Annotated in this window: 21 protein-coding genes; 10 read left to right on the forward strand and 11 right to left on the reverse strand. The window is 44.1% G+C overall.

Annotated elements, in window-relative coordinates; genetic code table 11:
• Nucleotides 1–13: 13 nt before the first annotated feature.
• From J5A55_RS07995 to J5A55_RS08015, 5 genes are all read right to left on the reverse strand, one after another.
• Nucleotides 14–1324: a THUMP-like domain-containing protein gene (locus J5A55_RS07995; RefSeq protein ID WP_004383003.1), complete on the reverse strand. Its 1311-nt coding sequence runs from the start codon at nt 1322–1324 to the stop codon at nt 14–16.
• A 127-nt stretch (nt 1325–1451) separates the two neighbouring features.
• On the reverse strand, nt 1452–2183 hold the full coding sequence (locus J5A55_RS08000; RefSeq protein WP_039851289.1) for a M15 family metallopeptidase: 732 nt from the start codon (nt 2181–2183) through the stop codon (nt 1452–1454).
• 142 nt (nt 2184–2325) lie between these two features.
• Nucleotides 2326–3522 (reverse strand): serine/threonine-protein kinase, encoded by a 1197-nt coding sequence (locus J5A55_RS08005; RefSeq protein WP_004383005.1) that lies wholly within the window; start codon nt 3520–3522, stop codon nt 2326–2328.
• Nucleotides 3523–4640: 1118 nt separating this feature from the next.
• Nucleotides 4641–5252 (reverse strand): glutathione peroxidase, encoded by a 612-nt coding sequence (locus J5A55_RS08010; RefSeq protein ID WP_004383009.1) that lies wholly within the window; start codon nt 5250–5252, stop codon nt 4641–4643.
• Between the two features lie 74 nt (nt 5253–5326).
• A complete protein-coding gene (locus tag J5A55_RS08015) occupies nt 5327–6019 on the reverse strand; it encodes an SIR2 family NAD-dependent protein deacylase (RefSeq protein ID WP_004383010.1) in 693 nt (230 codons plus the stop codon).
• Between the two features lie 116 nt (nt 6020–6135).
• Here J5A55_RS08015 and bamJ (J5A55_RS08020) point away from each other — a divergent pair, with 116 nt between their 5' ends.
• The 6 genes from bamJ (J5A55_RS08020) to J5A55_RS08045 all read left to right on the forward strand — a co-directional run bounded on the left by bamJ (J5A55_RS08020) (nt 6136) and on the right by J5A55_RS08045 (nt 12681).
• Nucleotides 6136–6741 carry a BamJ family beta-barrel-assembly machinery protein gene (gene bamJ / locus J5A55_RS08020; protein WP_004383011.1) on the forward strand — a complete coding sequence of 202 codons (606 nt, stop codon included), beginning with the start codon at nt 6136–6138 and terminating at the stop codon, nt 6739–6741.
• A gap of 94 nt (nt 6742–6835) precedes the next feature.
• Nucleotides 6836–7762, forward strand: a complete 927-nt coding sequence (gene bamJ, locus J5A55_RS08025; protein WP_004383012.1) for a BamJ family beta-barrel-assembly machinery protein — start codon at nt 6836–6838, stop codon at nt 7760–7762.
• A gap of 265 nt (nt 7763–8027) precedes the next feature.
• On the forward strand, nt 8028–9044 hold the full coding sequence (gene bamJ / locus J5A55_RS08030; protein ID WP_004383013.1) for a BamJ family beta-barrel-assembly machinery protein: 1017 nt from the start codon (nt 8028–8030) through the stop codon (nt 9042–9044).
• A gap of 208 nt (nt 9045–9252) precedes the next feature.
• Nucleotides 9253–9717: an Lrp/AsnC family transcriptional regulator gene (locus J5A55_RS08035; protein ID WP_004383014.1), complete on the forward strand. Its 465-nt coding sequence runs from the start codon at nt 9253–9255 to the stop codon at nt 9715–9717.
• Between the two features lie 57 nt (nt 9718–9774).
• Complete coding sequence (locus J5A55_RS08040; RefSeq protein ID WP_004383015.1) at nt 9775–11634, forward strand: gamma-glutamyl-gamma-aminobutyrate hydrolase family protein; 1860 nt, start codon at nt 9775–9777, stop codon at nt 11632–11634.
• A 24-nt stretch (nt 11635–11658) separates the two neighbouring features.
• The gene (locus J5A55_RS08045) at nt 11659–12681 is read left to right on the forward strand and encodes a M28 family peptidase (RefSeq protein ID WP_039851291.1); all 1023 of its coding nucleotides are present in this window, start codon (nt 11659–11661) and stop codon (nt 12679–12681) included.
• Between the two features lie 369 nt (nt 12682–13050).
• Here the strand turns inward: J5A55_RS08045 and J5A55_RS08050 are convergent, their stop codons facing one another.
• Entirely contained in the window at nt 13051–13710 is a 660-nt protein-coding gene (locus J5A55_RS08050; RefSeq protein ID WP_004383017.1) for a hypothetical protein, read from the reverse strand.
• Nucleotides 13711–13978: 268 nt separating this feature from the next.
• Entirely contained in the window at nt 13979–15856 is a 1878-nt protein-coding gene (locus J5A55_RS08055) for a heavy metal translocating P-type ATPase (protein WP_211802927.1), read from the reverse strand.
• A 135-nt stretch (nt 15857–15991) separates the two neighbouring features.
• On the opposite strand from J5A55_RS08055, the gene dusB reads away from it, so the two are divergent.
• Nucleotides 15992–16948: a tRNA dihydrouridine synthase DusB gene (dusB, locus tag J5A55_RS08060; protein WP_004383019.1), complete on the forward strand. Its 957-nt coding sequence runs from the start codon at nt 15992–15994 to the stop codon at nt 16946–16948.
• A gap of 89 nt (nt 16949–17037) precedes the next feature.
• On the opposite strand, the gene yfcE is transcribed toward dusB, so the two are convergent.
• The gene (yfcE, locus tag J5A55_RS08065) at nt 17038–17577 is read right to left on the reverse strand and encodes a phosphodiesterase (RefSeq protein WP_039851201.1); all 540 of its coding nucleotides are present in this window, start codon (nt 17575–17577) and stop codon (nt 17038–17040) included.
• 142 nt (nt 17578–17719) lie between these two features.
• On the opposite strand from yfcE, the gene J5A55_RS08070 reads away from it, so the two are divergent.
• Nucleotides 17720–18649: a tetratricopeptide repeat protein gene (locus J5A55_RS08070; RefSeq protein WP_004383021.1), complete on the forward strand. Its 930-nt coding sequence runs from the start codon at nt 17720–17722 to the stop codon at nt 18647–18649.
• 1234 nt (nt 18650–19883) lie between these two features.
• Here the strand turns inward: J5A55_RS08070 and dprA are convergent.
• The 3 genes from dprA to J5A55_RS08085 form a co-directional block, all read right to left on the reverse strand.
• Nucleotides 19884–21002, reverse strand: coding sequence for a DNA-processing protein DprA (gene dprA / locus J5A55_RS08075; protein ID WP_004383024.1), 1119 nt, complete (start codon nt 21000–21002; stop codon nt 19884–19886).
• Between the two features lie 85 nt (nt 21003–21087).
• Entirely contained in the window at nt 21088–21504 is a 417-nt protein-coding gene (locus tag J5A55_RS08080) for an acyl-CoA thioesterase (protein WP_004383025.1), read from the reverse strand.
• 100 nt (nt 21505–21604) lie between these two features.
• A complete protein-coding gene (locus J5A55_RS08085) occupies nt 21605–22963 on the reverse strand; it encodes a DUF2851 family protein (protein ID WP_004383026.1) in 1359 nt (452 codons plus the stop codon).
• A 174-nt stretch (nt 22964–23137) separates the two neighbouring features.
• On the opposite strand from J5A55_RS08085, the gene dapB reads away from it, so the two are divergent.
• Both dapB and lepB read left to right on the forward strand, forming a co-directional pair.
• The gene (dapB, locus tag J5A55_RS08090; RefSeq protein ID WP_004383028.1) at nt 23138–23893 is read left to right on the forward strand and encodes a 4-hydroxy-tetrahydrodipicolinate reductase; all 756 of its coding nucleotides are present in this window, start codon (nt 23138–23140) and stop codon (nt 23891–23893) included.
• A 14-nt stretch (nt 23894–23907) separates the two neighbouring features.
• A complete protein-coding gene (gene lepB / locus J5A55_RS08095) occupies nt 23908–25437 on the forward strand; it encodes a signal peptidase I (protein WP_004383029.1) in 1530 nt (509 codons plus the stop codon).

A 25437-nucleotide genomic window follows, 5' to 3' on the forward strand; every position in this document is an offset into this window, starting at 1 on the left:
CGTTGTTTATTGCTTACACCTTCGTACAAATGAGTAAGAGGTGATTGTTATTTGCATCGGTAGTAGCGAAGAGATAATCTGTTCCTCCTTCTTTTATCTTGAGTTTCTTACGCAAGTCTGCAACGCTCATAGGGAAGTTGCGCACGGCAAGATTAGCTTTCTTGATAGATGATAAGGTGCAACGTAGCTCCTTCTTATTGAATGATGAAACGGCTACAAGGCAGAAACAGCGACCAGGGAAGTGCTCAATAAGGCTATTGGAGACAAATAAATGAGAATTTACACTTAGTGCGGAAACCTCATAACGACGACTGATTAGGGCAAAGCAACCCGCTTTCATCAGTGAAGCATTAGGCTCATAGAGATATTGACCAGCTGTAGGTGGGGTTGAAAGAATGCTTGGTAAGATGCCTGCTGTCTCTTCTTCATAATAGGAAACGACCTCACCATCATTCACGCAAACGATGCGGAGTTTAGGTATTGAGGCTGCTGTAGTGTCTGACAGGGTCTCTCCTTTCTGCAAAACAATCAATAACTCCTTACATTCATTGCGCACAGAGAGGATGTGAACCTCACGTACAACGTTGCCAATAACGTTTAGTTCGTTTACAGCTCGTTGCCAATCAAGCATTGGCGAGAGCTTCAGAACGATAGTGTCTGCTTTCTGTAGGAGTTCTTTCTCTATTGTCAACACATCGGGAGAACAGTCTTCTATCAGTACGGTCTTGCCCCCTTGCTCATTACGACGTGCTGGATCGAGGAAGATAACATTGGCAGGTTGCATTTGATGGAGGTATTCCGTGCCATCCGTGTTGACCACTTCTGCATGCTTCAAACCTAACACCTTGAAGTTATGTTGTGCTGTCTTGCATAGCTGCTCTTGCCGTTCTACGTAGGTGGCATGGGTGAAGTTGCGTGCAATAAACGAGAAGTCGACACCAAAACCACCCGTGAGATCAACAAAGCGAGTGGATGCTGAGGCTGTATTACGGAGGCTTAGTTCCTTTATCAAGTTGGTTTTGTACAATGCAGTCTGCTCACTTGAGCACTGCTCCATAGATAGATGTGGCGGATAGATAATATCCTCTTGCGCAGCCCATGAGGGCAACTTGGTGCGCGCCTTCAGCCATCCTGTGAGCTGATTAAGCAAGAATGGCATGTCAATGTCAGGATAGTTATGCGCTTGGAGGGCTAAGAGTCTCACCCCAGTACCATCTCCGAGTGGAGAAGGAAGTGGTATGTTATGTTTGTCGAGGGTCTCTTGCACGTATCTCGGAAGAGGAAATTCTCCTTGTTGTAGCGTATTCCTTTGCTGTTTTACCATCTCTTTTTGTACTTACTTATACACCTTTCCCTTTCCATCTAACAATAGCCAATGGTACTATCTACTCCCCTCTCCATTCGGAGAGGGGGCGGGGGTGAGGCTTGTTGGGACTTTTGTTGAGGCTTTTCTATCGAACCACTCTCAAGTTACTCTTCGCCCATTCCCTCGTACAAAGGTTGAAGTGCCACCATTCAGTGCGTATTGGCATGAAGCCAGCAGCGGTCATAACTTCTCGAAGTAACCGTCGGTTAGCAAGTGCCTCACGTGAGATAATACCCCGAGTAAGTAATCCTTGTTCCTTATCTATATGACTTGCAGCACCCATGTGATCAACTTTCGCACCCATAGGGATTGTGTCTATGTGGCAACGTGCAGCCCCCTCACACCATGTGGCATCGTTCCATGAAGCCTTACAAATACTTATATCCACTGCCATCCCATAGTTGTGCATACCTCCACCATGCGCTGGGTTGGACACATAGAAGTACTTGGATGTGTTCTTCACAGCGTCCCACATTGTTTGCTGAACGCTCATTGGACGTGTAGCATCAAATATACACAGACTCAAGTCAGGTCTGCGACGCTTCAATTCTGCCTGTGCCTTGCGCAGAGCCTCCGCACAATTCGGTAGAACATAAGCATCACGAAGATCGCGATAGAGCTGTTTATTACAGAAGTTATCGGTGCGTGCATACATTAAAGCAACCTTTATTGAGGGCACAACACGCTTAATATTCACCAAACCTTGCCTCTCCATAGATTGACCAGCAGCCAAGCGACGACTCTGTACAGGCTTCTGTGCATATATATAAGTGGTGGAAAGGAATAGTGCGAGTAGTGCATAATAGATTCGTTTCATCATCAACTTCTCTTTTACAGACTAATAGGTAAGGATTAAAAAAGGGCAGGTTCTATGCTTTCTTACAACCATGATTGATTGAAGGAATACATAGAACCTGATCTGTTATTGCTTGTATCACTGCGGAAATATTATCTATTGCTTATTTCAATGCCGCTTTCTTTTGTTTTACATAGTCTCCGAAGACACGGTCGAGTTCAGCCCTTTGCTCGGAGTCGAGTGTGTCATTGGCTTGAATAAGTCCATGATAATAACTCTTGATAGCCTTCGATAACTTGGCTTTATCGGCTGAGTTCTTATTGAAGATATTATCCAAATCGTGATAGAGAGCAGGCTTCATTGTGTTGAGGAAAGCGAGTTTCCCTGTCGTTGGAGCCGTATTCTGGGTGCTATCGTTGGTCTGCTCGTTAGGAGAAGTGACCTTTACGCTATCTTCGGGAGCTGTCTCCTCATCCGACTTAAAGACAGATGAGACATCAATCTTGCCCACTTGATTGAGCAAAGCACCACCATAATTATATGTCAGAACGCCAAGAACAATCACAATCACAGCGATCACAGCCACCATAACGGTGCCTTTACCTATCGTAGGCATGGTGAATGACGACCCTTCATGATTGAGATCGGTTAGGAACTCATCGATGTTTGCATAACGATCACTGCGCTTGAAGGCACAACAACGCTTGATCACTTCACTATAAGCAAGCGTTAGCCCCATCGCTTTCATTATCGTTCCGAGCGAATAGATATCAGCTGTTCCGTCGGCAGTCATGGTTTCGTCTTTCAGTTCTGGTGCCATGAAGCGTGTCGTGTCAGCGGTTGCTTTAACGTCATCAAGCGACAATACATTGAAATCTATCAGCTTCACATGATCGCCTTGAGCAGTGATAAGGACATTAGAAGGCTTTAGATTGCGATGAATCACCCCCTGACTGTGAGCATAACGGAGTACATCTGCTATCTGATTTACAATCGCGATCTTCTCATCATCCGTGTGTTGTTCTTTAAGATAAGCCTGTAGTGTGCGACCTTCTACAAACTCCTCTTCTATACAAAGCCCATAGCCCTCAACCTCCACAAGCCCTTGATAGCGTATAATGCCCGTATGGTTCAATCGGTGACATTGTTTAAACTCGCGCTTCAGGGCATTTCTTAGCAACATACGCTTGCTATTCTCCTCCTTTAAACCCTTGAGGATGACAGTCTGATCACCCTTGTGACATTTCACAATAAGGCTATATCCTTGTGAAGGAATCACCTCATAATCTGTGTAACTACCCTTTAAAGGCTCTTCATCTGTCTGTGACGACTGGTTGGATGTATGGTTCTTATCTATCATTGATATCGATCGCATTTAAATAGTTAATATGTATCTCTGTGCGCAAAATTAGCAAAAAAAAATGATATAAAGCATAGTTACAGACTTTTAAGCATAAATAGATGTTAAGCAGGTAACCATCAGTAGCAGAATTGAACGGCTATACTTTTAATTCAAAATGCAAAATTCATAATTCAAAATTATGATTAGATAAAGTTGACGAGTACACGAGTTAACAGGTTAACAAGTTATTAGTTATATTGAATGTAGTACCAAAAGTAGGGACAGACGCCCTCGTCTGTCCGCCCATAGTACCCTATTCTTTGCTAAATAAATTGTTGAGCTTGCGGACAGACGAGGGCGTCTGTCCCTACTGTGAAGCATTCATTTCAATCAACGAGGGTACTTCTTCTAATTCAAAATTTATAATTCATAATTCAAGATTATGATTAGGTAGAGTTGACGGGGTGACAAGTTGACAAGTTGACGAGTGATTAGTTCTATTGTTGAAAAGCATCAATAAGTTCTTTGCTAAGTTATTTTTAACACAGAATACACGGATGGCACGAAGCCTGAAGGCAACACAGAGTTCCTAAAGGAACATGGGAATCCACGGAAGCTGACGCCCATGTACAATTCAAAGTTCAAAGTTCATAATTCAGAATTATGGTTAGATAAAGTTGACGAGTACACGAGTTAACAGGTTAACAAGTTATTAGTTATATTGAATGTAGTACCAAAAGTAGGGACAGACGCCCTCGTCTGTCCGCCCATAGTACCCTATTCTTTGCTAAGTAAATTGTTGAGCTTGCGGACAGACGAGGGCGTCTGTCCCTACTATGAAGCATTCATTTCAATCAACGAGGGTACTTCTTCTAATTCAAAATGCAAAATTCATAATTCAAAATTATGATTAGTACTATTTGAAGGGGGCGCTTCTTCAATGTGAAGAGACGCCTTCTTCATAGCAAAGAGACGCCCTCTTCAAATCGAAGGGGGCGTCTCTTTCTGTGTAGCCTCTTGTTCGCAGCTTACGAGGTAGTGCCTCACTACACACGATCCATCTCTTCCCTCCACATATCCTAACCGACTTCCGTTAGGCACTCCTTCTCCTTTGGAGAGGCTGGGTGGGGCTTTCTCTACAGCTTCAAAGCTGCTCTAACACCAGCCTCAACGTTTTTCATATCCGCAGTAGGCTCAAAACGATCGATGACATGACCATCTCTATCAATTAAGAACTTCGTGAAGTTCCACTTAATATTAGGGTCTGTTGCATAATTAGGATTAGTGTTCTTGAACTTTTCATCAAGGTATTTACCAATCTGAGTGGTCGTATCGAAGCCTTTAAAAGGCTGTTGTGCCTTAAGGTAAGTGTACAAGGGTGACTCGCTCTTACCATTTACTACAATCTTAGCAAACTGTGGGAACGTGATGCCATAAGTACCCGTACAGAAGGAGTGGATGTCCTTGAGCGATCCAGGTGCTTGTGCTCCAAACTGGTTACAAGGGAAGTCTAAGATGACAAAACCACGATCTTTATAAGTGTCATAGAGCTTTTGTAAGGCCTCATATTGCGGTGTGAAGCCGCACTTTGTGGCTGTGTTTACAATGAGTAACACCTTTCCTTTATACTCTTTCAACTTGATGGTCTTCTCATTGCCATCCTTTACACTGAACTTATAAACGTTTTTCTGCGCCATAATAGGCAATGCCATCAACGCAATGATAACTAATGATAATAGTCTTTTCATACTCTTTTATTTCACATCCAAGCCAAATCTCCTTCGAAACTCATCGAGTAGCTGCAATGAATGTGGGTGTTCTTTTATAATAACTTTATTAATTCTTCCATACCTTCAGTAGCCCCTTTTTGAATGTGAATTACGTGCCCAGCACTACCAGCAGGGGCGTTATCAGGGTCGATGAGATAGATGGGGACGCCTGAACGAACATATCTCACGAGCCCTGCCGCAGGGTAGACATTCAGCGAAGTACCGATGATAACGAACACATCTGCTTGTGCAGCTTCCTCCATAGCAGGCTCTATCATGGGCACAGCCTCACCAAAAAAGACAATGAAAGGACGCTCCAGAGAACCATCACCAGCCAGTGTTCCGGGGGCTACCTCACAATCTTCTGGGGGCAACTCTCTTATGTATCTCAAGTCGTAAGGATTGTTACTTGAGCACACCTTAGATAGTTCTCCATGCAGATGAATTACCTTCCTCGACCCCGCCTTCTCGTGTAGATTATCCACATTCTGCGTGATTACAACCACATCATAAGCCTTTTCTAATTCCTTGATCAGCTGATGCCCCTTATTAGGCAATGCTGTGTAAAGTTTCTTTCGGAGCCTGTTATAGAAGTTGTTAACCAATGTTGGATTCGCTTCCCAGCCTTCGTGAGAAGCCACTTGTTCAACGGGATAATCTTCCCAAAGCCCATCGTTACCTCGAAAAGTCTTGAAGCCGCTTTCGACGGACATACCTGCACCCGTTAAGAATACTATTTTCTTCATACGCCCTTACATTTGTTTCAATTCCACAAATTTAGTTATTTTAATTCGATTAATGTGATTCAATACCTTAAAAAATAGTATCTTTGCACACTAATAATAAATAACTTCAAGACTAAATGGATAAATTAAGCTATGCACTGGGCATCGGTATCGGTTCCCAACTCGCTGGTATGGGAGCGAAGGGATTAGATATCGACGACTTCGCACAGGCTGTTAAAGATGTAATATCAGGTACTCCTTTGAAGGTTAATAACGCTGAGGCACAGTCCTTGGTACAGACTTTCTTCAAGGAACAAGAGGATAAGCAACGTGCTGCGGCGGCTGAGGCTGGGAAGGTAGCAAAGGCTGCTGGAGAGTCATTCTTGGCTGATAACGCAAAGAAAGAGGGTATGGTTGTATTGCCTTCAGGTCTCCAGTACCAAGTACTAAAGGAGGGTAACGGTAAGAAACCAAGCGCAACTGATCAGGTAAAGTGCCACTATGAGGGTACACTTATCGATGGGACGATCTTTGATAGCTCCTATCAACGTAACGAACCAGCCACTTTTGGACTCAACCAAGTCATTGCTGGATGGACAGAAGGCGTACAGTTGATGTCGGAAGGGGCTAAGTATCGCTTCTTCATACCTTACAATCTCGCTTATGGAGAGCGTGGCGCAGGTGCACAGATACCACCATTTGCAGCACTTGTATTCGATGTTGAATTACTCAAAGTATTATAAATTAATATCTGGTAGGGCGTTATAAGTACTCTTAATAACTTATGATAGCCCTACAGAACATGTATTAATGCCTAAAAACTAAACAATAAAATAAATGAAGAAAGTTTATCTTTTAGCCGCAATGGCTATGGCAGCTGTAGGCTTCACAGCCTGTGGCAACTCTACTCCTAAGGAGGATTTGAAGTCTGATGTAGACTCTTTAAGCTACGCATTCGGCGTAGATCAGGGTCAAAGTGTTAAACAGTATCTACAGCAGATGCAGATTGATACCGCTTATATTGACGAGTTCGTCAAGGGTATGAACGATGGTGTTCAGGGTGCAGATGACAAGAAGAAGGCTGCTTATAACGCTGGTATCGGTGTCGGACAGCAGATGAATATGGTCATTAAACAGCAGATTAACCGCCAGATCTTTGGTGAGGATTCAACCAAGACTATCTCTCTGAAGAACTTCTTGGCAGGCTTTGCTGCAAGTGCAAAGGGCAAGAATCAGAAGATGACTGTTGAACAGGCTCGCAACATAGAGCAGACCGTTTCAAAGGCTATTCAGCAGAAGTACGCAGAGAAAACATACGGTGCTAACAAGAAGAAGAGCGATGCTTACATGGCAGCCAATGCAAAGAAAGCAGGCGTAAAGACCATTGCGCAGGGTGTACAGGTTCGAGAGCTTAAGGCTGGAAATGGCGCAACTCCGAAGGCTACAGATGTAGTGAAAGTCAACTACGTAGGTAAGACTATCGAGGGCAAAGTGTTTGATCAACGCAATGATGCAACTATGCCTGTCAGTGGTGTAATACCTGGTTTTACAGCCGCATTGACCACTATGCCAGTTGGTTCTAAGTGGGAGATTACAATCCCTTACAGTGCTGCTTATGGTGCACAACAGCCTAGCCCAGACATCAAGCCATTCTCAACACTTGTGTTCACGGTTGAGTTGTTGGGCATTGAGAAGGCTCCACAAGGTCAGCCAGGTATGCCTGCTGGTATGCCAGAGCAGGTTAGCGGTAAGCCTGGAAAGTAATTCCAAGACATCTTAAGATAATAAATAAGGAGGGTCAGGTGCATAGCCTGACCTTCTTTGAATCATCTCCTTTTAAGTAAACAATCATCTTTTATAGAATAGGGAATTATACAAACGGGTATAATCAATTATACAGACGAGTATAATCAATTATACAGACGTGTATAATCAGTTATACAGACGTGTATAATCGGTTGGACACACGAGTCCAAAAAAGTATCTTCTATAGGAAAGGGAAACATCTTTTATTAAATAAATATAGGTTATGAAGAAAGTAATCATGCTGGCTTTGCTTATTGCGGCAGGCTCAGCTTTAAACACAGCAAGTGCTCAGAGTAAGAAAAAAGATAAGAAGAACAAAGCTACAACAGAGTGTTCAGAGACTTGCAAGACGGCACCTATCGTATTGAAGAGTGCTGCCGATTCATTGAGTTACGCAACAGGTATGACCATGTCAAACGGCTTGGACGCCTATCTTGAGCAACAGTTCGGTATAACAAAGGAGTTAATGCCCGACTTCATCAGGGGCTTGAAGGAAGGAATCAGCAAACGCAAGGATGCGAACTTCGCTGCTTATGGAGTAGGAATAGCCGTTAGTCGCCAGATAGAAAGCCGTTTGCTCCCAAATATGGTTAGTCACTTCGAAGAGTTAAAGAGCCCTATTGACACAGAGATACTATACCGTGGAGTCGTAGCAGCTATGTCCAAGGACTCAACAACGATGTCTCCTGCAACCGCAGCAAAGTTCTTTAAGGAACAAGAGATAGCTATCAGACAGCAAAGAGAGACTGAGAATAAGGCAAAGAACGAGGCTTTCATGGCTGAAAACAAGGCTAAAGAAGGGGTCGTAACACTCCCCAGTGGCTTGCAATATCGCATTATTAAGAAAGGAACAGGCGCCATTCCAAAGGCTACTGACGATGTTCAGGTAATCTATGAAGGCAAGACTATCGACGGAAAGGTATTCGATTCAACTGCAAAACACGGCACTGAGTTCGACACCTTCAACGTTGGTGGACTCATCAAGGGCTGGACTGAGGCTTTACAACTTATGCCCGTAGGTTCTAAGTGGGAAATCTTTATCCCTTACAACTTGGCTTATGGCGAGCGTGGAGCAGGTCGCGACATCGCTCCTTATTCAACTCTTATCTTCACATTGGAGCTTAAAGACATTGATGGAGTGCATGAGGTAAAACCTTCAACAGTAACCCCTTCTAAGGAGATAGTAGCTAAGAAGACTGTAAAGCCAGCTAAGAAGAATACAACAAAAGCAGGCAAATAAATAGACTGATTGCTTTTATTGAATTAAACAAACGTAAGCTAAAAGTTGAAGAAACACTTTACTATTAGCTTCTATATAAACAAAATGCACCCAAGAGGTGCATTTTGTTTATCATTTTGTTGCTTGTTCAATAATTATTATCTACTTTTGCTCATATCAATTAAGCATCTTTAATTACGTTACAAATCAATTATATCAATCAAAGGAGATGGAGAAAGTAGATCGATTAGACAAGAAGATCTTAAGCATTCTATCGCAGAATGCACGTATGCCATTCAAAGATGTAGCCGCACAATGCGGTGTTTCGCGTGCTGCAATACATCAACGTGTACAACACCTCATCGAGAATGGAGCTATCACGGGGAGTGGTTTTGATGTCAACCCAAAGAGCTTGGGCTATACAACTTGTACTTACATCGGGCTCAACTTAGAACGTGGTTCTATGTATAAAAAGGTAGTTGAGCGTCTTAGTGCCATCCCCGAGGTGGTGGAATGTCACTTCACAACTGGTCCATATACCATCCTTTTAAAGCTATATGCACGTGATAATGAGCAATTGATGGACCTCCTTAACAACCAATTACAGGGCATTCCAGGGGTTGTTTCAACGGAGACTCTCATCTCATTAGAGCAGAGTATCAAGCGTGAAATACCAATAACAGAAGAACTATAAGCCTGCTTTAGACTTGATAACAACGATATAACGAATTATAGAACATAGAGCGGAAAGATGAAATACGACTTTCAGTCGCATCTTAACAAGGTGTATGCGACTTACCCCGAGGCAAAGCGTCTGCCGATAATAGGTATCACGACCAACTTTACAGAGCGTGATGCCACATTAAGAGACGTCTATTATAAACAAGTAGTAACCGCTGGTGGCATTCCAATACTCATCCCGCCAGTTGCTGATAAGGATGTTCTTGTCAATACACTAAACCATCTTGATGGACTACTATTGACTGGTGGTGCTGATATTAACCCACTTTGGGTAGGCAAAGAACCCTCTACTCATCTCCATGGTATCAACGCTGAGCGTGATCAAGCCGAACTCATGCTTACCAGATTAGCCTTCAATCGCCAGATACCTATGCTGGGTATCTGTCGAGGAATACAAACGCTTGCTGCTGCCTTGGGTGGTTCTGTACAACAGGATATCTATGAGGATTATATCAGAACAGATGCTACTGTTGAGAAGAAATTAGCTAAGGATAAGACAATCACAACCTTCCATGCTGCAACCATCAAGCATTCTCAAGACGCAGAACGCAGTGAGAGGACGCATAGCGTTACGCTTAACAAGTCATCAATACTCTATGCTCTCTACAAGGAAGAGCGCATCTACGTCAATTCCTTCCATCATCAAGCTGTCAAAACACCCGGTAAACGCTTTCGGGTAACGGCTGTTGCACCTGATGGAGTTATCGAGGCAATGGAGAGCACAGAGTTTAAACCCATCATGGGAGTGCAGTGGCACCCTGAGTGTTTGGGTGAGGATGGAGGCAAACTGTTCCTTTGGTTGGTCACACAAGCTAACAACTTCTATATCGCCAAGCAGCTTCATAAGCGTGTACTAACCCTCGATACGCACTGCGATACACCGATGTTCTTCCCTCAAGGAGTGCGCTTTGACCAACGCGACCCACGTATTCTCTACGATCTTCATAAGATGACGGAAGGACATCAAGATGCCGTAACGATGGCTGCTTATCTTCCACAACCAAAGATTGGAGAGAGCTTCTCTTCTAAGATTGATGTCGCTGGATTGAAGCATTACAACCCTACTCTCTCTAAGGCTCTCGACCATCTTTCTCCTGCGGTATATGCCGATCTCATCTTCGACAAGATAGAGGAGATTGTGAAGCAGAACCAGCGTTACATCAGTATAGCTCGCACTCCTTCCGACCTCTACGAAGACAAGCGCAAGGGGCGCAAGAGTATTATGTTTGCCATAGAGAACGGCTTAGCTTTGGAGCATAAGATCGAGAACATCAAGCACTTCGCACAACGAGGTGTGGTTTACATCACGCTTTGTCACAACGGAGATAACGACATTTGTGACTCGGCACGAGGCTGTAACACACATGGAGGAGTTAGTAAGTTTGGTGAGGAAGTCATAAGAGAGATGAATCGAAATGGTATCATGGTCGACTTGAGTCATGGGGGTGAGAAGAGCTTTTATGACGCTCTTGACATCAGTTCCCAACCGATAGTTTGCAGTCATTCCAATAGTAAAGCTCTATGCGACGTTCCCCGTAACCTCACTGACGATCAGATGCGTGCTCTGGCAAAGAAGGGCGGTGTTGCACATATAACTATGTATCATGGATTCCTCAAGAAGGACGGTGAGGCAACCATCATGGACGCTATTGCTCACCTCGAACATGCCATAGATATCATGGGAATCGACCATGTAGGAATAGGCACCGACTTCGATGGTGATGGTACGATAAGGGGCTTAGCTGATGCCAGCGAGATGATTAACTTCACCTTACAACTATTGCGTCGAAAGTATAGCGAACGTGATATTGAGAAGATATGGGGTGGTAACTGGCTGCGTGTCATGGCTCGTGTGCAGAGTGTAAGATAGTGTTTTTGATTACAATAAACAATGATGAAAACAAAAATAAGGATTCTTTTAGGGTGCATCATAGTACTCTCATTGACGAGCGTAGCCTATGGATGCAAAGGAAAAGCAAGTAATAACAATGCAACATCGGATGCTGATACTGCTACAACAGCGCATCCTATTGGTCCAAAGTTCAATTCCGACTCTGCTTACGCATACACTGCTGCGCAATGCGAGTTCGGTCCTCGCACCATGAACTCTACTGCCCATGAGCAATGCGGCAAGTGGATTGTGGAGCAATTCAAGCGTTTTGGATGTGAAGTAGAGGAACAAAAGGCAGACTTAAAGGGCTATGACGGAACAGTTCTAAAGTCTACTAACATCATTGCCAGGCTCAACCCACAGGCAAAGAAACGTGTTCTTCTCTGCGCACACTGGGATAGTAGACCTTGGGCAGACAATGATCCAGACTCTACCAACCACCGTAAACCAGTCATGGCAGCCAACGATGGCGCTAGTGGAGTTGCTGTTATGCTTGAGATTGCACGTCAGTTACAGGCGGATAAGAAATTTACTATAGGTGTAGACTTCGTTTGTTTCGATGCCGAGGATTGGGGAGTTCCGCAGTGGGAAACCAACTATCAGGACACAGGAGACAGCTGGGCACTCGGTGCGCAGTACTATTCTCTACACTTCCCAGGCACTATCAAGCCCGAATATGGCATTCTCTTGGACATGGTAGGCGGTGAAGGCGCTCAGTTCTATCGTGAAGGAATGTCACAGCAATACGCTAATAACATTGTTGAGAAGGTGTGGGCAGCAGCAAAGTCGGCTGGTTTTGGCTCTTACTTCCCTGATTCTCCGGGTGGAATGATTACTGATGACCATATCCCAGTGAACCAGAATGCAGGCATACCAACGATAGATATTATCCCATACTACCCTGATTGCGCACAGAGCAGCTTTGGTCCTACGTGGCACACCATCAATGATACGATGGAACACATTGATAAGAATACACTGCAGGCAGTGGGTCAGACCATCATTCAAGTTCTATATACTAAATAAGAGAAAGAAGTTTTTTCCATATAAGGCTAACTCTTTGAGTAATCTCAAAGACGTTAGCCTTCTTTCGTACTATATGTTTTCAAGCCAAGTGAAAAGCGTTCCCCAAAAGATTAAAGCACACCTATCGCTACCCCGAATGAGGCTTTACACAGCCCTCCCTACCCTCTTCTATCCTCCAAGAAACATCCCTCTACGAAGGAGAAGAACTTAATGTAAAGCAGAAAAAAGCATTTCGTAAATACAAAAATAGACTAAAAATAGAGAAATAATAAATTAGAAGCAAAAATAAAATAAGCTATTTTTTCAAACAAAACTTGCTCTTCTCGCACTTAACTAAGTGTTTCCTCTCTTTTAGCTCATGCTCTTCTCCTATTTAGAAGGCTCACTCTTCCCCTCTTTCCGTTGCATACTTTGCTTGAGGGAATCGTTCCTCTGATCCAATAGCGTTTGTCTATAAGCCTTTAAAATAGGGTCTTCATGGTCTTCAACTCCATCCATCTTCTTGAAAATCTTACGTAGTTGCTCCACGTGCTGTTTGTCTCTTCGGTATCTCCTATCGAGCATTAAACCTAGATCAAACTCTCGTATCTTACACTTCGGACGCTTTTCTAAGATGTCACGTTTCGGCATTTTCTCCAGCAGGGCACGCCCATCTGTAGTTTGCCGACCCGTCACGATAACCTCATCCAAGTAATGTTCTGCAGGATAAAGAAAGACAGTATCACGTAGAATTTCGGCTCTAAACAATTTTTCGGGAACGTATCCTTTCTTACTAAAAGTGGCTGTTTGGAACGTATCGGGTAGGTTGATTAGTCCTTGCCAAGTGGTCATTCCGAGGTTACGACCATCCACTTTAACCAGCACATCACGTATGGGAAAGTGTGTAGCAGCATCACAAACCAACGTCTTCTGGGCATGTGCTACCATGGAAGATACCGACAATAACCACAGCAATAAAGCCATGATACGAATGTTATCATAGCTCTTTTCCATGTGAGAACCCTGTATCGCCGAGTATAACCTATCCATAGCTGTAATTCATCAATAGTCCGTTAACTTGTGAGAAGTCCTTTCCTTTCTTTGCTGCAAAGCTATATAAAAGTTTCCGTTTGTGCTTTCCTTTGTTGATAATTTTTGGTTAATTACAAAGGATACTAACATTATTTAAAGTGAAGATAAGCGTTTTTGATAATGTGATAAATCCTATCTTACGAATAAAAAGACTCGTTTGTCAGCAAGTCGCGATTGGCTTCAGACAAACGAGTCGTGTGTTATTTCGACCAATAAAGTACGTTCTTTATCGTGCTCTCATTGCGTTGAGAACAGCCAAAACCATTACACCAACATCTGCAAAGACGGCTAATCCCATACTTGCAAAGCCACAGGTGGCAAGGAGCAAGACTGCCACTTTAATGCTAATAGCGAACCATGCGTTCTCTTTCGCTATGAAGATGGTGCGACGGGAGAGCCTGATTGCAAGCGAGATTTTCGATGGTTTGTCATCCATGAGGATAACATCTGCGGCTTCAATAGCGGCATCGCTACCCAGAGCACCCATCGCTATCCCCACGTCGGCACGCGCTAATACAGGTGCATCGTTGATTCCGTCACCCACAAAAGCAAGTGTTCCGTTCTCATTCTTATCGCTCAACAGCTGTTCAACACGTGCTACCTTATCAGCTGGGAGCAGCTCGGCATGATAATCCGTTACGCCTGTTTCTGCAGCTACTTGGCGTGCGGCATCTTCCTTATCACCTGTCAGCATGACCGTGCGGGTCACTCCTAAGGTCTTTAAAGAGCTGATTGCCTCACGTGCGTCAGCTTTCAGTTTATCAGAGATAAGGATGTGTCCGGCATAAACACCATTGATGGCAACATGCACGATAGTACCTACATGATTCTTACAACGGCTACATACGGGGATTGAAAGCCCTAATGTTTTCATCATTTTGTCGTTACCAACGCTGACAACTCGCCCATTGACCGTTGCAGAAACGCCTTGTCCAGCCGTTTCATGCACATCTTCTATACTGCAATTATCAGCCTCATGGGGATAAGCCTGTCGTAAGGCGAGGGCAATGGGATGGCTTGAATAACGCTCAACATGCGCTGCGAGGTGTAGTAACTCTTGTTCCGAACAGTTGTCAGGATGCACTGCCTCCACCTCAAAAGTGCCGTATGTCAATGTTCCTGTCTTATCAAATACGATGGTCTGAAGCCTTGCCAAGGCATCCATATAGTTGCCTCCTTTGATAAGAATACCCTTATGTGAGGCACCACCGATACCTGCGAAGAAGGTTAATGGGATGGAAATCACCAGTGCACAAGGGCAACTAACAACCAAGAAGGTTAATGCCCTGTATAGCCAAGTAGCAAAGGCTGGGGCATAACTATCGTAGAAGAAAGGTGGAATAAGTGCCAGTGCAAGGGCAGAAATGACCACGATTGGCGTATAAACACGTGCAAATCGGCGGATAAACGACTCACTTCTCGACTTGTTATTACCTGCATCTTCCACCAACTGGATAATCTTTGCAGCTGTAGACTGGCTGTAGGACTTGTCGACACGGAGCTTCAGAACGCCCGAGAGATTGACACATCCAGAGATAACAGCGTCTCCTTCTTGCACATCTCGTGGTAGACTCTCACCCGTAAGGGCTACAGTATTAAGACTGGAAGTGCCTTCAAGGATCGTACCATCAAGTGGTATCTTCTCTCCCGGCTTAACTATTACGGTGTCACCAACGCTTACCTCTTCAGGACTAACCGCCTCAATGCGCCCGTTCCGTTCGATGTTTGCAGTGTCAGGGCGTATGTCCATCAACTCAGTTATCGAATCTCTTGCCTTGTCCTCGGCGTAGTCTTCGAACAACTCACCCAACTGGAAGAACAGCATCACAAACACTGCTTCAACGAATTGAGGCTCTGCTCCAGGCAAGAAACCAATGAGTAAGGCTCCTATCGTTGCTAATGCCATCAGGAAGTCTTCGTCAAATGGATCCAAATCCATGATTCCTTCCACTGCTTCTGACAATACATCGTAACCAATGAGGAGGTAAGGAATGAGATAAACAAGCAGTACCTGCCACATAGCAAGTCCTGCATAATGCTCCACCAGCCATGCTCCTGCAAGCAGGATAGCGGTGAGAATGATGCGTAATAACTTCTTATTCATAGCTAAAAGTCTGTTACATGATTAATATTCTGCCGCAAAGTTAAGCATAAACTTTCGCAACCTAGTTGCAAAGATGCTACCTCTTTTTATTAAATTAGGCGTTTTCTCTTTCGCTTTTTTGTTACCTTTGCAGGCATGAAGATAGGTTCGATTGATTTAGGAGAGCGTCCTTTGTTCCTTGCACCCATGGAAGATGTGACTGACATAGGCTTCCGGAAGATGTGTAAGAGATATGGGGCTGCAATGGTATATACCGAGTTTGTGTCGGCAGATGCAATCATTAGGAGTATCAAGTCGACGCTTTCTAAGATGGTGATAGACGATAGTGAGCGTCCTGTAGGCATACAGATCTATGGTAGGGATGTAGCTTCTATGGTTGAAGCAGCCAAGATTGTGGAGCAAGTAAAGCCTGACGTGATAGATATCAACTTTGGTTGTCCGGTGAAGAAGGTGGCTAACAAGGGGGCAGGATCGGGTATGTTGAAGAATATCCCACTGCTTTTAGAGATCACAAGAGAGGTTGTTAAGGCTGTAAATGTACCTGTTACGGTGAAGACAAGACTAGGTTGGGACACCGAACACCTCATCATTACCGACCTAGCAGAGCAACTGCAAGATTGCGGCATACAAGCATTAACGATTCACGGGCGCACTCGTTCGCAGATGTACACAGGTCAGGCGGACTGGACACTCATAGGAGAAGTGACGAAGAACCCACGTATTAAGATTCCAATCATTGGTAACGGGGATGTGACGAATCGCTTAGAAGCAAGTGAGAAGTTCGATACTTACGGCGTAGATGCCGTTATGATTGGTCGAGCAACATTCGGTTGTCCATGGATCTTCAGCCCACGAGCAGAAGAGATAAGCCTCGATGAGAAGATAGATGTACTAGAGGAAATGCTCAAGATCAACGTTGAACGCATTGATGAATACCGTGGTATCTTGCATACAAGACGCCACCTTGCGGCTTCACCGATATTTAAAGGCATTCCAGACTTCAAACAGATGCGTATCTCCATGCTACGTGCTACGAAGGTAGACGAGCTTATGTCAATTCTTGAAGACTGTCGAGAGCGATTGAGAGAATAGGTTAGCTTTATTGCTGATAAAGATAAACTTAAAAGGGATTAAACGTTAGCTTTATACGTTCAATCCCTTTCTTTTTCGCCAGATACGGCTTATATGTGTTCTTGCTTTAAGACTTCTCCATCCAAGTTATAGGCTGTGAAGACACCATGCTCGTATGTCATAAACGTTGGAACATTGCCTCCTTTAGGGAAGGTGATCGATCCCAAGTTGCAGACCAAAGCATCCTCTTGATGTGTTAACTCCCATAGATGTGTGTGTCCATATACAATGGCATCAATGTTACCTATGGGCATCTTCTCCTTATTATATATGTGTCCGTGGGTGAGGAAGAGTCGTTTTCCTTCATCAACGAGCATGATATAGTCTGCCATCAAGGGGAACTTCAGGAGCATTTGGTCAACTTCTGCATCGCAGTTACCCCTTACAGCGATTATATCTTGCGCCCTTTTGTTCAATACTTCAACGATTCCTTTGGCATCAATACCCGCTGGAATAGAGTTGCGCGGACCATAGTTTAGGATGTCACCAAGGATACATAACATGTCATAATGCCCCCGATCATAGAATTGCAACACCTTCTCTATGGTCGGCAAACAGCCGTGGATGTCTGATACAAATAGATATTTCATGTTCTTTCTGTTGTTTGTTTCTAAGGCAAAGGTACTGCAATTCATTCAGAAAATATCGTTCCTTGCGATTTAGTTCACCATCTTCTGCATTTTTCAAGATTATTGTTTATATTTGCAACAACAACTATCTATTACTATTACTATGGATGTGAAGGATGTATTCGAACTACGACGACAGGGGCGAACAGAGGATGCTTACGCTGCAATCTTACCTTTGTATGCTGCTCACAAGGGGCATTATACAACGATAGCCATGTTCTGGGTGGGTGTGGATATGATGCGTTTACGGTATCAACAACGCCGTTTAGAGGAGGCATATAAGATCTTTAAGAGTCTAATGAGGCTTTATCCCACAATGAAAGACACGGATTTAAAGGGGCAAAGTGCGATGATGAGGGCTGCTATTCAGGTCTTCGAACATAACAATAGCTTCTCAATGCTCGACTTCATAACGCATTGGGACATCACACGACTTACTGAGGACGACTGGAAGGGGACGCAGCATGAAGGCTTTGTGACGCCCTCCACAGGAATGAGAATTGTAGGGAAAGTGTTCAAGGAAGTAGCTGCTAATCCTACTGTCGATATGGCTTTACGGGCTGCCCCCATCCTTGCTGAAGCGTTGAAACATAGTCCTTATAACCGAGATAACCAACGTTATAAGGCCATCATCTACCAGATTATGGGCAAGAAGGACAAAGCCATCAATATTTATCGGCATTTGATAAGTAGATCGAAGAAGTCAACTCTATTCCAAGAGTTGGCTACCCTCATTGATGATGAGCGTTATAAGATAGCCTTATTATGCAAGGCTATCACGTTGCAGAGGGATGAGAAGTTCCGACAACGCATGCGTTTCACGCTTGCCGAATTGTTGTTTAGACAAGACAAAGCCCGTGCGCGTTACGAACTAGACAAGTGTCTTGAGGCGAGGCGACAGGCTGGTTTCACCATCACATGGGCTATGCAGAACTTAGCAGCTAGTCTTTCGGAGGTGAATCCCGTCTCTGATGCGGATCAGAAAGCCTACTATCGGGAACAAGAGAGGGTGGTGAAGGAGTTGATGCTGTAGCCTTCTTTAATTCAAAATGCAAAGTTCATAATTCAAAATTATGGTTAGGTAGAGTTGACGGGGTGACAAGTTGACAAGTTGACGAGTGATTAGTTCTATTGTTGAAAAGCATCAATAAGTTCTTTGCTGGGGCATTTTTAACACAGAATACACGGATGGCACGAAGCCTGAAGGCAACACAGAGTTCCTAAAGGAACATGGGAATCCACGGAAGCTGACGCCCACCTGTAATTCAAAATTCATAATTCAAAATGCAAAATTGTGATTACTTCAAGTTGACGAGTACACGAGTTAACAGGTTAACAAGTTATTAGTTATATTGAATGTAGTACCAAAAGTAGGGACAGACGCCCTCGTCTGTCCGCCCATAGTACCCTATTCTTTGCTAAGTAAATTGTTGAGCTTGCGGACAGACGAGGGCGTCTGTCCCTACTGTGAAGCATTCATTTCAATCAACGAGGGTACTTCTTTTAATTCAAAATTGTGGTTACTTCAAGTTGACGAGTACACGAGTTAACAGGTTAACAAGTTATTTGAAGATTACAAAAGGATCCCCACACAACTTGTCCGAAAGAGAAGGAGCGCCTAACGGAAGCCTAGTTCGCAAGGCTGGAGAGGTAGGATTGGTGTGTAACGAGGCTGTGTCTCGTCAGCTGGAATAGTCTGGGTAAAAACAAGGAGACGCCCTCTTAGCTTTGAAGAGGGCGTTTCCTTGCTATGAAGAAGGCGTCTCTTCACATTGAAGAAGCGCCCCCTTCAAATAGTACTAACCACAATTTTGAATTATGAACTTTGAACTTTGAATTGTACATGGGCGTCAGCTTCCGTGGATTCCCATGTTCCTTTAGGAACTCTGTGTTGCCTTCAGGCTTCGTGCCATCCGTGTATTCTGTGTTAAAAATACCTTAGCAAAAAACTTATTGACGCTTTTCAGCAACAGAAGTAATCATAATCTTGAATTATGAATTATAAATTTTGAATTAGAAGAAGTACCCTCGTTGATTGAAATGAATGCTTCATAGTAGGGACAGACGCCCTCGTCTGTCCGCAAGCTCAACAATTTACTTAGCAAAGAATAGGGTACTATGGGCGGACAGACGAGGGCGTCTGTCCCTACTTTTGGTACTACATTGAATAGAACTAATAACTTGTTAACCTGTTAACTCGTGTACTCGTCAACTTTATCTAACCATAATTTTGAATTACAGAAGGGCTTTCTTTCCATCTTACCCTACTACCCCATGAAGTGATAACAACCACCAGCCATGGCGCGGATGAGACCTTTCATCTCTAAAGTGAATAGAATACCTGTGAGGCGAGAGATGGCAATGTCTGTTTTTACGGATAGCATATTTATCTGTAAGTCATTGTTACTTTGTAAGGTACGAACGATCCGCTCCTCCTCTGGCGACAAATCAGGGAAAAGTTCCCGTTCGATTCCTTGCTGTTGTACAAGCAATAGTTTCTGCTCTTCATCCCATCCCATCGCCTTCACAAAATCGGTTGCTGAAGTGATGAGGGCTGCCCCGTTATCTCGAATAAGATTGTTGCAGCCTTCGCTATAAGTAGCTCCAATAGCTCCAGGAACGGCAAATACCTCACGACCATAGCTGCGGGCAATCCCACAAGTGATAAGTCCTCCACCCTTAGCAGCCGATTCTATGAGGATAGTTGCGTCCGAGCAACCAGCCACAATGCGGTTGCGTTGCACGAAGTTACGGGCTACGGGCTGTGTATGTGTCATGTATTCCGTGAGCAAACCACCCTGTTTTATCATTTTGAGGGCAGTCTCTTGATGTCCACGAGGGTAAAGGTCGTCCAGCCCGTGAGCTAATACTCCTACCGTATCAAAGCCATTCTCCAGTGCAGCTCGGTGTGAATGGATATCCACCCCGTATGCTAGTCCACTAAAGATAAGCACATCTGGGCACAGAGCCTTCAATTCCTTCATAAATAAGCGGATGATGTCTTGCCCATAAGGGGAGCAATGGCGCGTCCCAACGAGGTTGATGGTATGGCGTGCGTTGAGGTTTGTATTACCTTGAAAGTAGAGTAGAAGAGGGGTATCCACACATTCCTTCATTCGTTGTGGATAGTCTTCATCATTCATGCAAAGCGTTCGGATGTTATGTTGCTGACAATAATCCAATTCCTGTTCAGCCCTTGCACGAAGACGATCCACGTCCTTGAGTGCAGTTATAAGATGTTGGGACGCATCAGGGAGAATCTCTCGAATATCGTTTTTATGCTCTATTACTGCTGTTGCAGAGCCTGCTCTGCGATACAATTCGGCTATCTCACGGAGGTGAAAACGGGTTAGGCGAGTTAGCAGAATGGCGTTGAGTGCTTCCATAATGGTTAGGTTTTCTTATCGAATTAGAGGTTTATTGTGCAACTCTTATCCCTCTTTTGTCAGAGATAAGAGTTGGATGTTGAAACTACGCATCCGTTTCTAAGACCTTGGCGAAAGCCTCGTCATAGTCAGGACTAGAGCCCAATCGCCCATTGATAAGCACTACCAGGTCAACATCTGCATGGAAACACAGGCGCTCATCACTAGCTCGGAAGAGGTCATGAGAGAACACCCAGCGTAGCCCCTGCTTCTTGAGTCCCATGCGAGAGATGATTTCGTCATCACAAGTCAGTGGTACTTTGTATGTCAGTTGCATTCTTGCAACGACCGCATCAACGCCTTTCTCGTGTAGAGCAGAGAAGCTCACACCTAGCGAACGGAGGAATCTATGACGTGTATGTTCGGTATAATGCAAGTAATTGGCATTATTAACTATCCCTTGAATGTCGCATTCGTAATCACGAACCTCCATCCTTGTTTCAAAGATGTAATTAGTCTTCATGTTTGTAAAAGTGTGTTAGCTCATCTGTAAAAGCAGCAGTTGTAAGCCGTTTACAACAATTCTCTATGTATCTGATGAGGCTTTATAGTTTGATAATTAATTAGTTTCTATTGTTTGAAATATCGCCCTTCTCCATCTCACCCATTGTTGGGGTGGATACGGATTGAGCCTTTAGATACTCGTAACCTATCCTGCATCTGAGGCAGTCCTTGGGGTCGCAATACTCTTTCTTGAGCTGTATGAGTGCTTGAGAGTCGCCCGCCGTCTCCACCGATAGCCCCACTTTTTCCCACATCTGGACAATGTGGTTGTGTTCAGCCTTTAGTGCTTCAAGGAAGTCGAAGGCACGTTCACAAAGTTTCTCATTGCTTTTGTGCTTACCATAAGCAAATAGAATGGGGACGACCGTGTTGATAATTTGTAAGTCTAACGAGGCTTTTGTCAGTCGTTTCTCACTCCTTTTACTCTCAATACCAAACATGTAATGCGTCTCCCAATAGGCTGTTACCTGCGTCGAAAGAAGCTCGCGTGCCTGCTTGATAGTTTCACACTCTAATAGACAAGATAGTCCTGAACGCTGCTCATAATAGAGGTTTGCTAACTGAGAGATGCGTATGTGGGGGAAATTCTGCGGTCTTAATCGTAGGAATCGCCACAGGTTTGCATCCATTGGGTGCAACTGGAACTTATGAGATAGATATTGATACTCCGTCTTCAGGCGCTGATAATAAGCATCATTGAGTGCCTCCTGCTGATAACGCTTAGGTATCGAGTTCTGCTCGAGTAGCCCTGCTTGCCCCAAGAAGAAAGCTTCCACTTGCATTAAGTCATCCCTATGGTGACCGACGTCATGCAAGGGTAGAGCCTTTGCCCACGTTTCGAAGGCGTCACCATTTATGCCGAAGCCATAGTTGCGGGCTAAGGTTACGAAGTAAGCAAGCTCCCATGAACCATTACATGACTGTAGCCTCTCTGTAATGGCATGTGCTTTCTGCTCTAAGCGTTCGGCTTGTAAGGCATTCATCCACGCATGAATCATGAGCTTGGAGAGGTTGGGTATAATCCTGTAACAGGCTGGGTAGTCATCGGTTGATAGTAGTTCTTGATAATGGTCACGCACAGTTTCTGGGATAGCGAGTCTCATTTGCGGTGGATAATCACCTCGGCTGGTCTTGACGGCAAGGTCGATTGACTCTGCAACATGTAGTATTACATTATCATAATGTGGGTCTCTGTCATGGTGATGCAGGTACCAATCAGACGAACGGAGGTGTATCTCCACATTACCCACCCATAACGTCCCACCAATCTTCACCTTTGCATTGAAGAAGTCGGGGCCTGCGTTTCGGTTAGGAAGTCCTGGGTCGATGACCTCAACGGTCTGACCATCGGTAGTCTGAAGTCCCTTTAAAGGAAATAACTTATGCTTCCATACATAGTGGATGAGCTGTTCCATCATAGATTCGTGGCTTATTAACAGAAGACAAATATACGAATTTTTTGATTATAAAGCCCTTCTTGCATACTTATTTTTTATCTTTTGCTTGCTTACACCTTACTTAAAATAAGTGAAGTAATTTTGTTTTATGTCGCAAATCAGCTACCTTTGCATTGTTTTTAATACGTATTAATTATGAAGATAGCACTGATTGGCTACGGTAAGATGGGGCACATGATAGAACAAATAGCCCTCGAACGTGGTCACGAAATCGTTAGTATTATAGATGTAAACAATCCCGATGACTTCGATTCACCGGCTTTCTCGTCTGCAGATGTAGCTATTGAGTTCACCAACCCTACGGCAGCTTTCGGCAATTATAAGCGTGCTTTCGCACACAATGTCAAGGTAGTGAGCGGTTCAACTGGTTGGATGAATGACCACAAGGAGGACGTAGAACGACTTTGTACAGAGGGTGGTCAGACATTGTTCTGGGCGAGCAACTTCTCCATAGGAGTAGCCATTTTCTCTGCCGTCAACCGCTATTTAGCAAAGATCATGAACGGTTTCCCACAGTACAATGTAGCAATGGAAGAGGTGCACCATGTGCATAAGCTCGATGCTCCATCAGGTACTGCTATCACATTGGCAGAGGACATCATCGACTGTATCGATCGAAAGGATAAGTGGGTGAAGGGCTTTCAGCACAATGCAGATGGTACAGAGTCTGGTACGAACGAAGTAGCTCCTAACGAACTGCCTATTGCATCTATTCGACGCGACGAAGTGCCTGGTATTCATAGTATTAGTTATGACTCTGATGCCGACAAGATAACCATTACACATGATGCTCATAGTCGAAAAGGATTTGCATTGGGTGCTGTCTTAGCAGCAGAATACACCAAAGACCATACCGGTCTATTGACTACAAGCGACTTATTTAAGTTCTAACTGTATTTCAAGATATGATAGATAAGGAAAAAGCAGCCCTAGATCCTAAGAAGCAATGGGCGAAGTTTATTAGTGTTACTGTTCTATATCTTCTATTCCTACTATGGGTTGGAAGCTGGTGGGGATTAGTCGTTGTGCCATTCATCTACGACTATTATATCACCAAGAAGATACGTTGGCAGTGGTGGAAGGAGGCTGAAGGTCCAGTCCGATTCATTATGGGTTGGGTGGACGCACTAGTGTTTGCTTTGGTCGCAGTGTACTTCATTAACCTCTTTTTCTTTCAAAACTATGTGATCCCATCATCGTCTCTTGAGAAGTCACTACTTACTGGTGATTACCTCTTTGTATCGAAGGTCAGCTATGGTCCTCGTATACCGGAAACACCGCTGACAATGCCTTTGACACAGCATACTCTCCCTATTATCAATACGAAGAGTTACATTTCTTGGCCGCAGTGGGACTATCGCCGTGTAAAGGGATTGGGCAAGGTTGAATTGAACGACATCGTTGTCTTTAATTATCCAGCAGGTGACACGATTATGAGCGAACCGAACTATCAAGGTCAAGACTATTATCAAACTGTCTACACATTAGGCGAGAATACGTTGGCACAACAGCATCCGAACATCAAGTTGAATCAGATGAGTATAGCTCAACAACGTGCCTTTTATGATAATGCTTACACTGTTGGTCGGAACTACGTTATTAATAATGTGGGTACTTATGGCACGTTGGATTGGCGTCCAACTGACCGCCGTGAGAACTTTGTGAAGCGTTGTGTGGGTCTTCCAGGACAAACTCTTCAAATCAAGAATAAGATTATCTATCTTGATGGCAAGCCTAACAAGGAACCTGAAAAGGTACAATATACCTATTTTGTAAAGCTCAATAACATCACAACAGCCGACCTCCTCGGTGCTCAATATGATGATCTTCGCAAGGAATTAGAGATTAGTAATGAGGATGTTCAGTGTCTAACAAACCTGCACGGAAGCGATATTAGCAGAGGAATAGTACTTAACAACGCTGCCTTAGAGTATGATGGTTACATGCCATTAACCAAGAGAGCCGCTGCAGAAATGAGGCGTTTGGGGCTCATCAAGGCTATTCGTCCTGTCACAGATAAGGACATCTACTCAGGTCCTTACTATCCATTGAATGCTTTCACAGGCTGGACTCGTGATAATTACGGGCCTATCTGGATTCCTGCAAAGGGTAAGTCTATCACCCTCACCCTCAATAACCTCCCTGTTTACGAACGCTGTATTAAGGTTTACGAGAAGAACGATTTGCAGGTAAAGAACGGCAAGATCTATATCAACGGACGCCCTGCAACGCGTTACACATTCAAGATGGACTACTACTGGATGATGGGTGACAACCGTCATAACTCTGCCGACAGTCGTTACTGGGGCTTTGTTCCAGAAGATCATATCGTGGGTAAGCCTATCTTTATATGGTGGTCTAGCGATCCAGATCGTAAGGGCTTCGGTGGCATTCGTTGGCATCGTCTGTTCAACTGGGTCGATAATATCAAGTAA

The organism is Prevotella veroralis (genome assembly GCF_018127765.1).
Classification (GTDB): domain Bacteria; phylum Bacteroidota; class Bacteroidia; order Bacteroidales; family Bacteroidaceae; genus Prevotella; species Prevotella veroralis.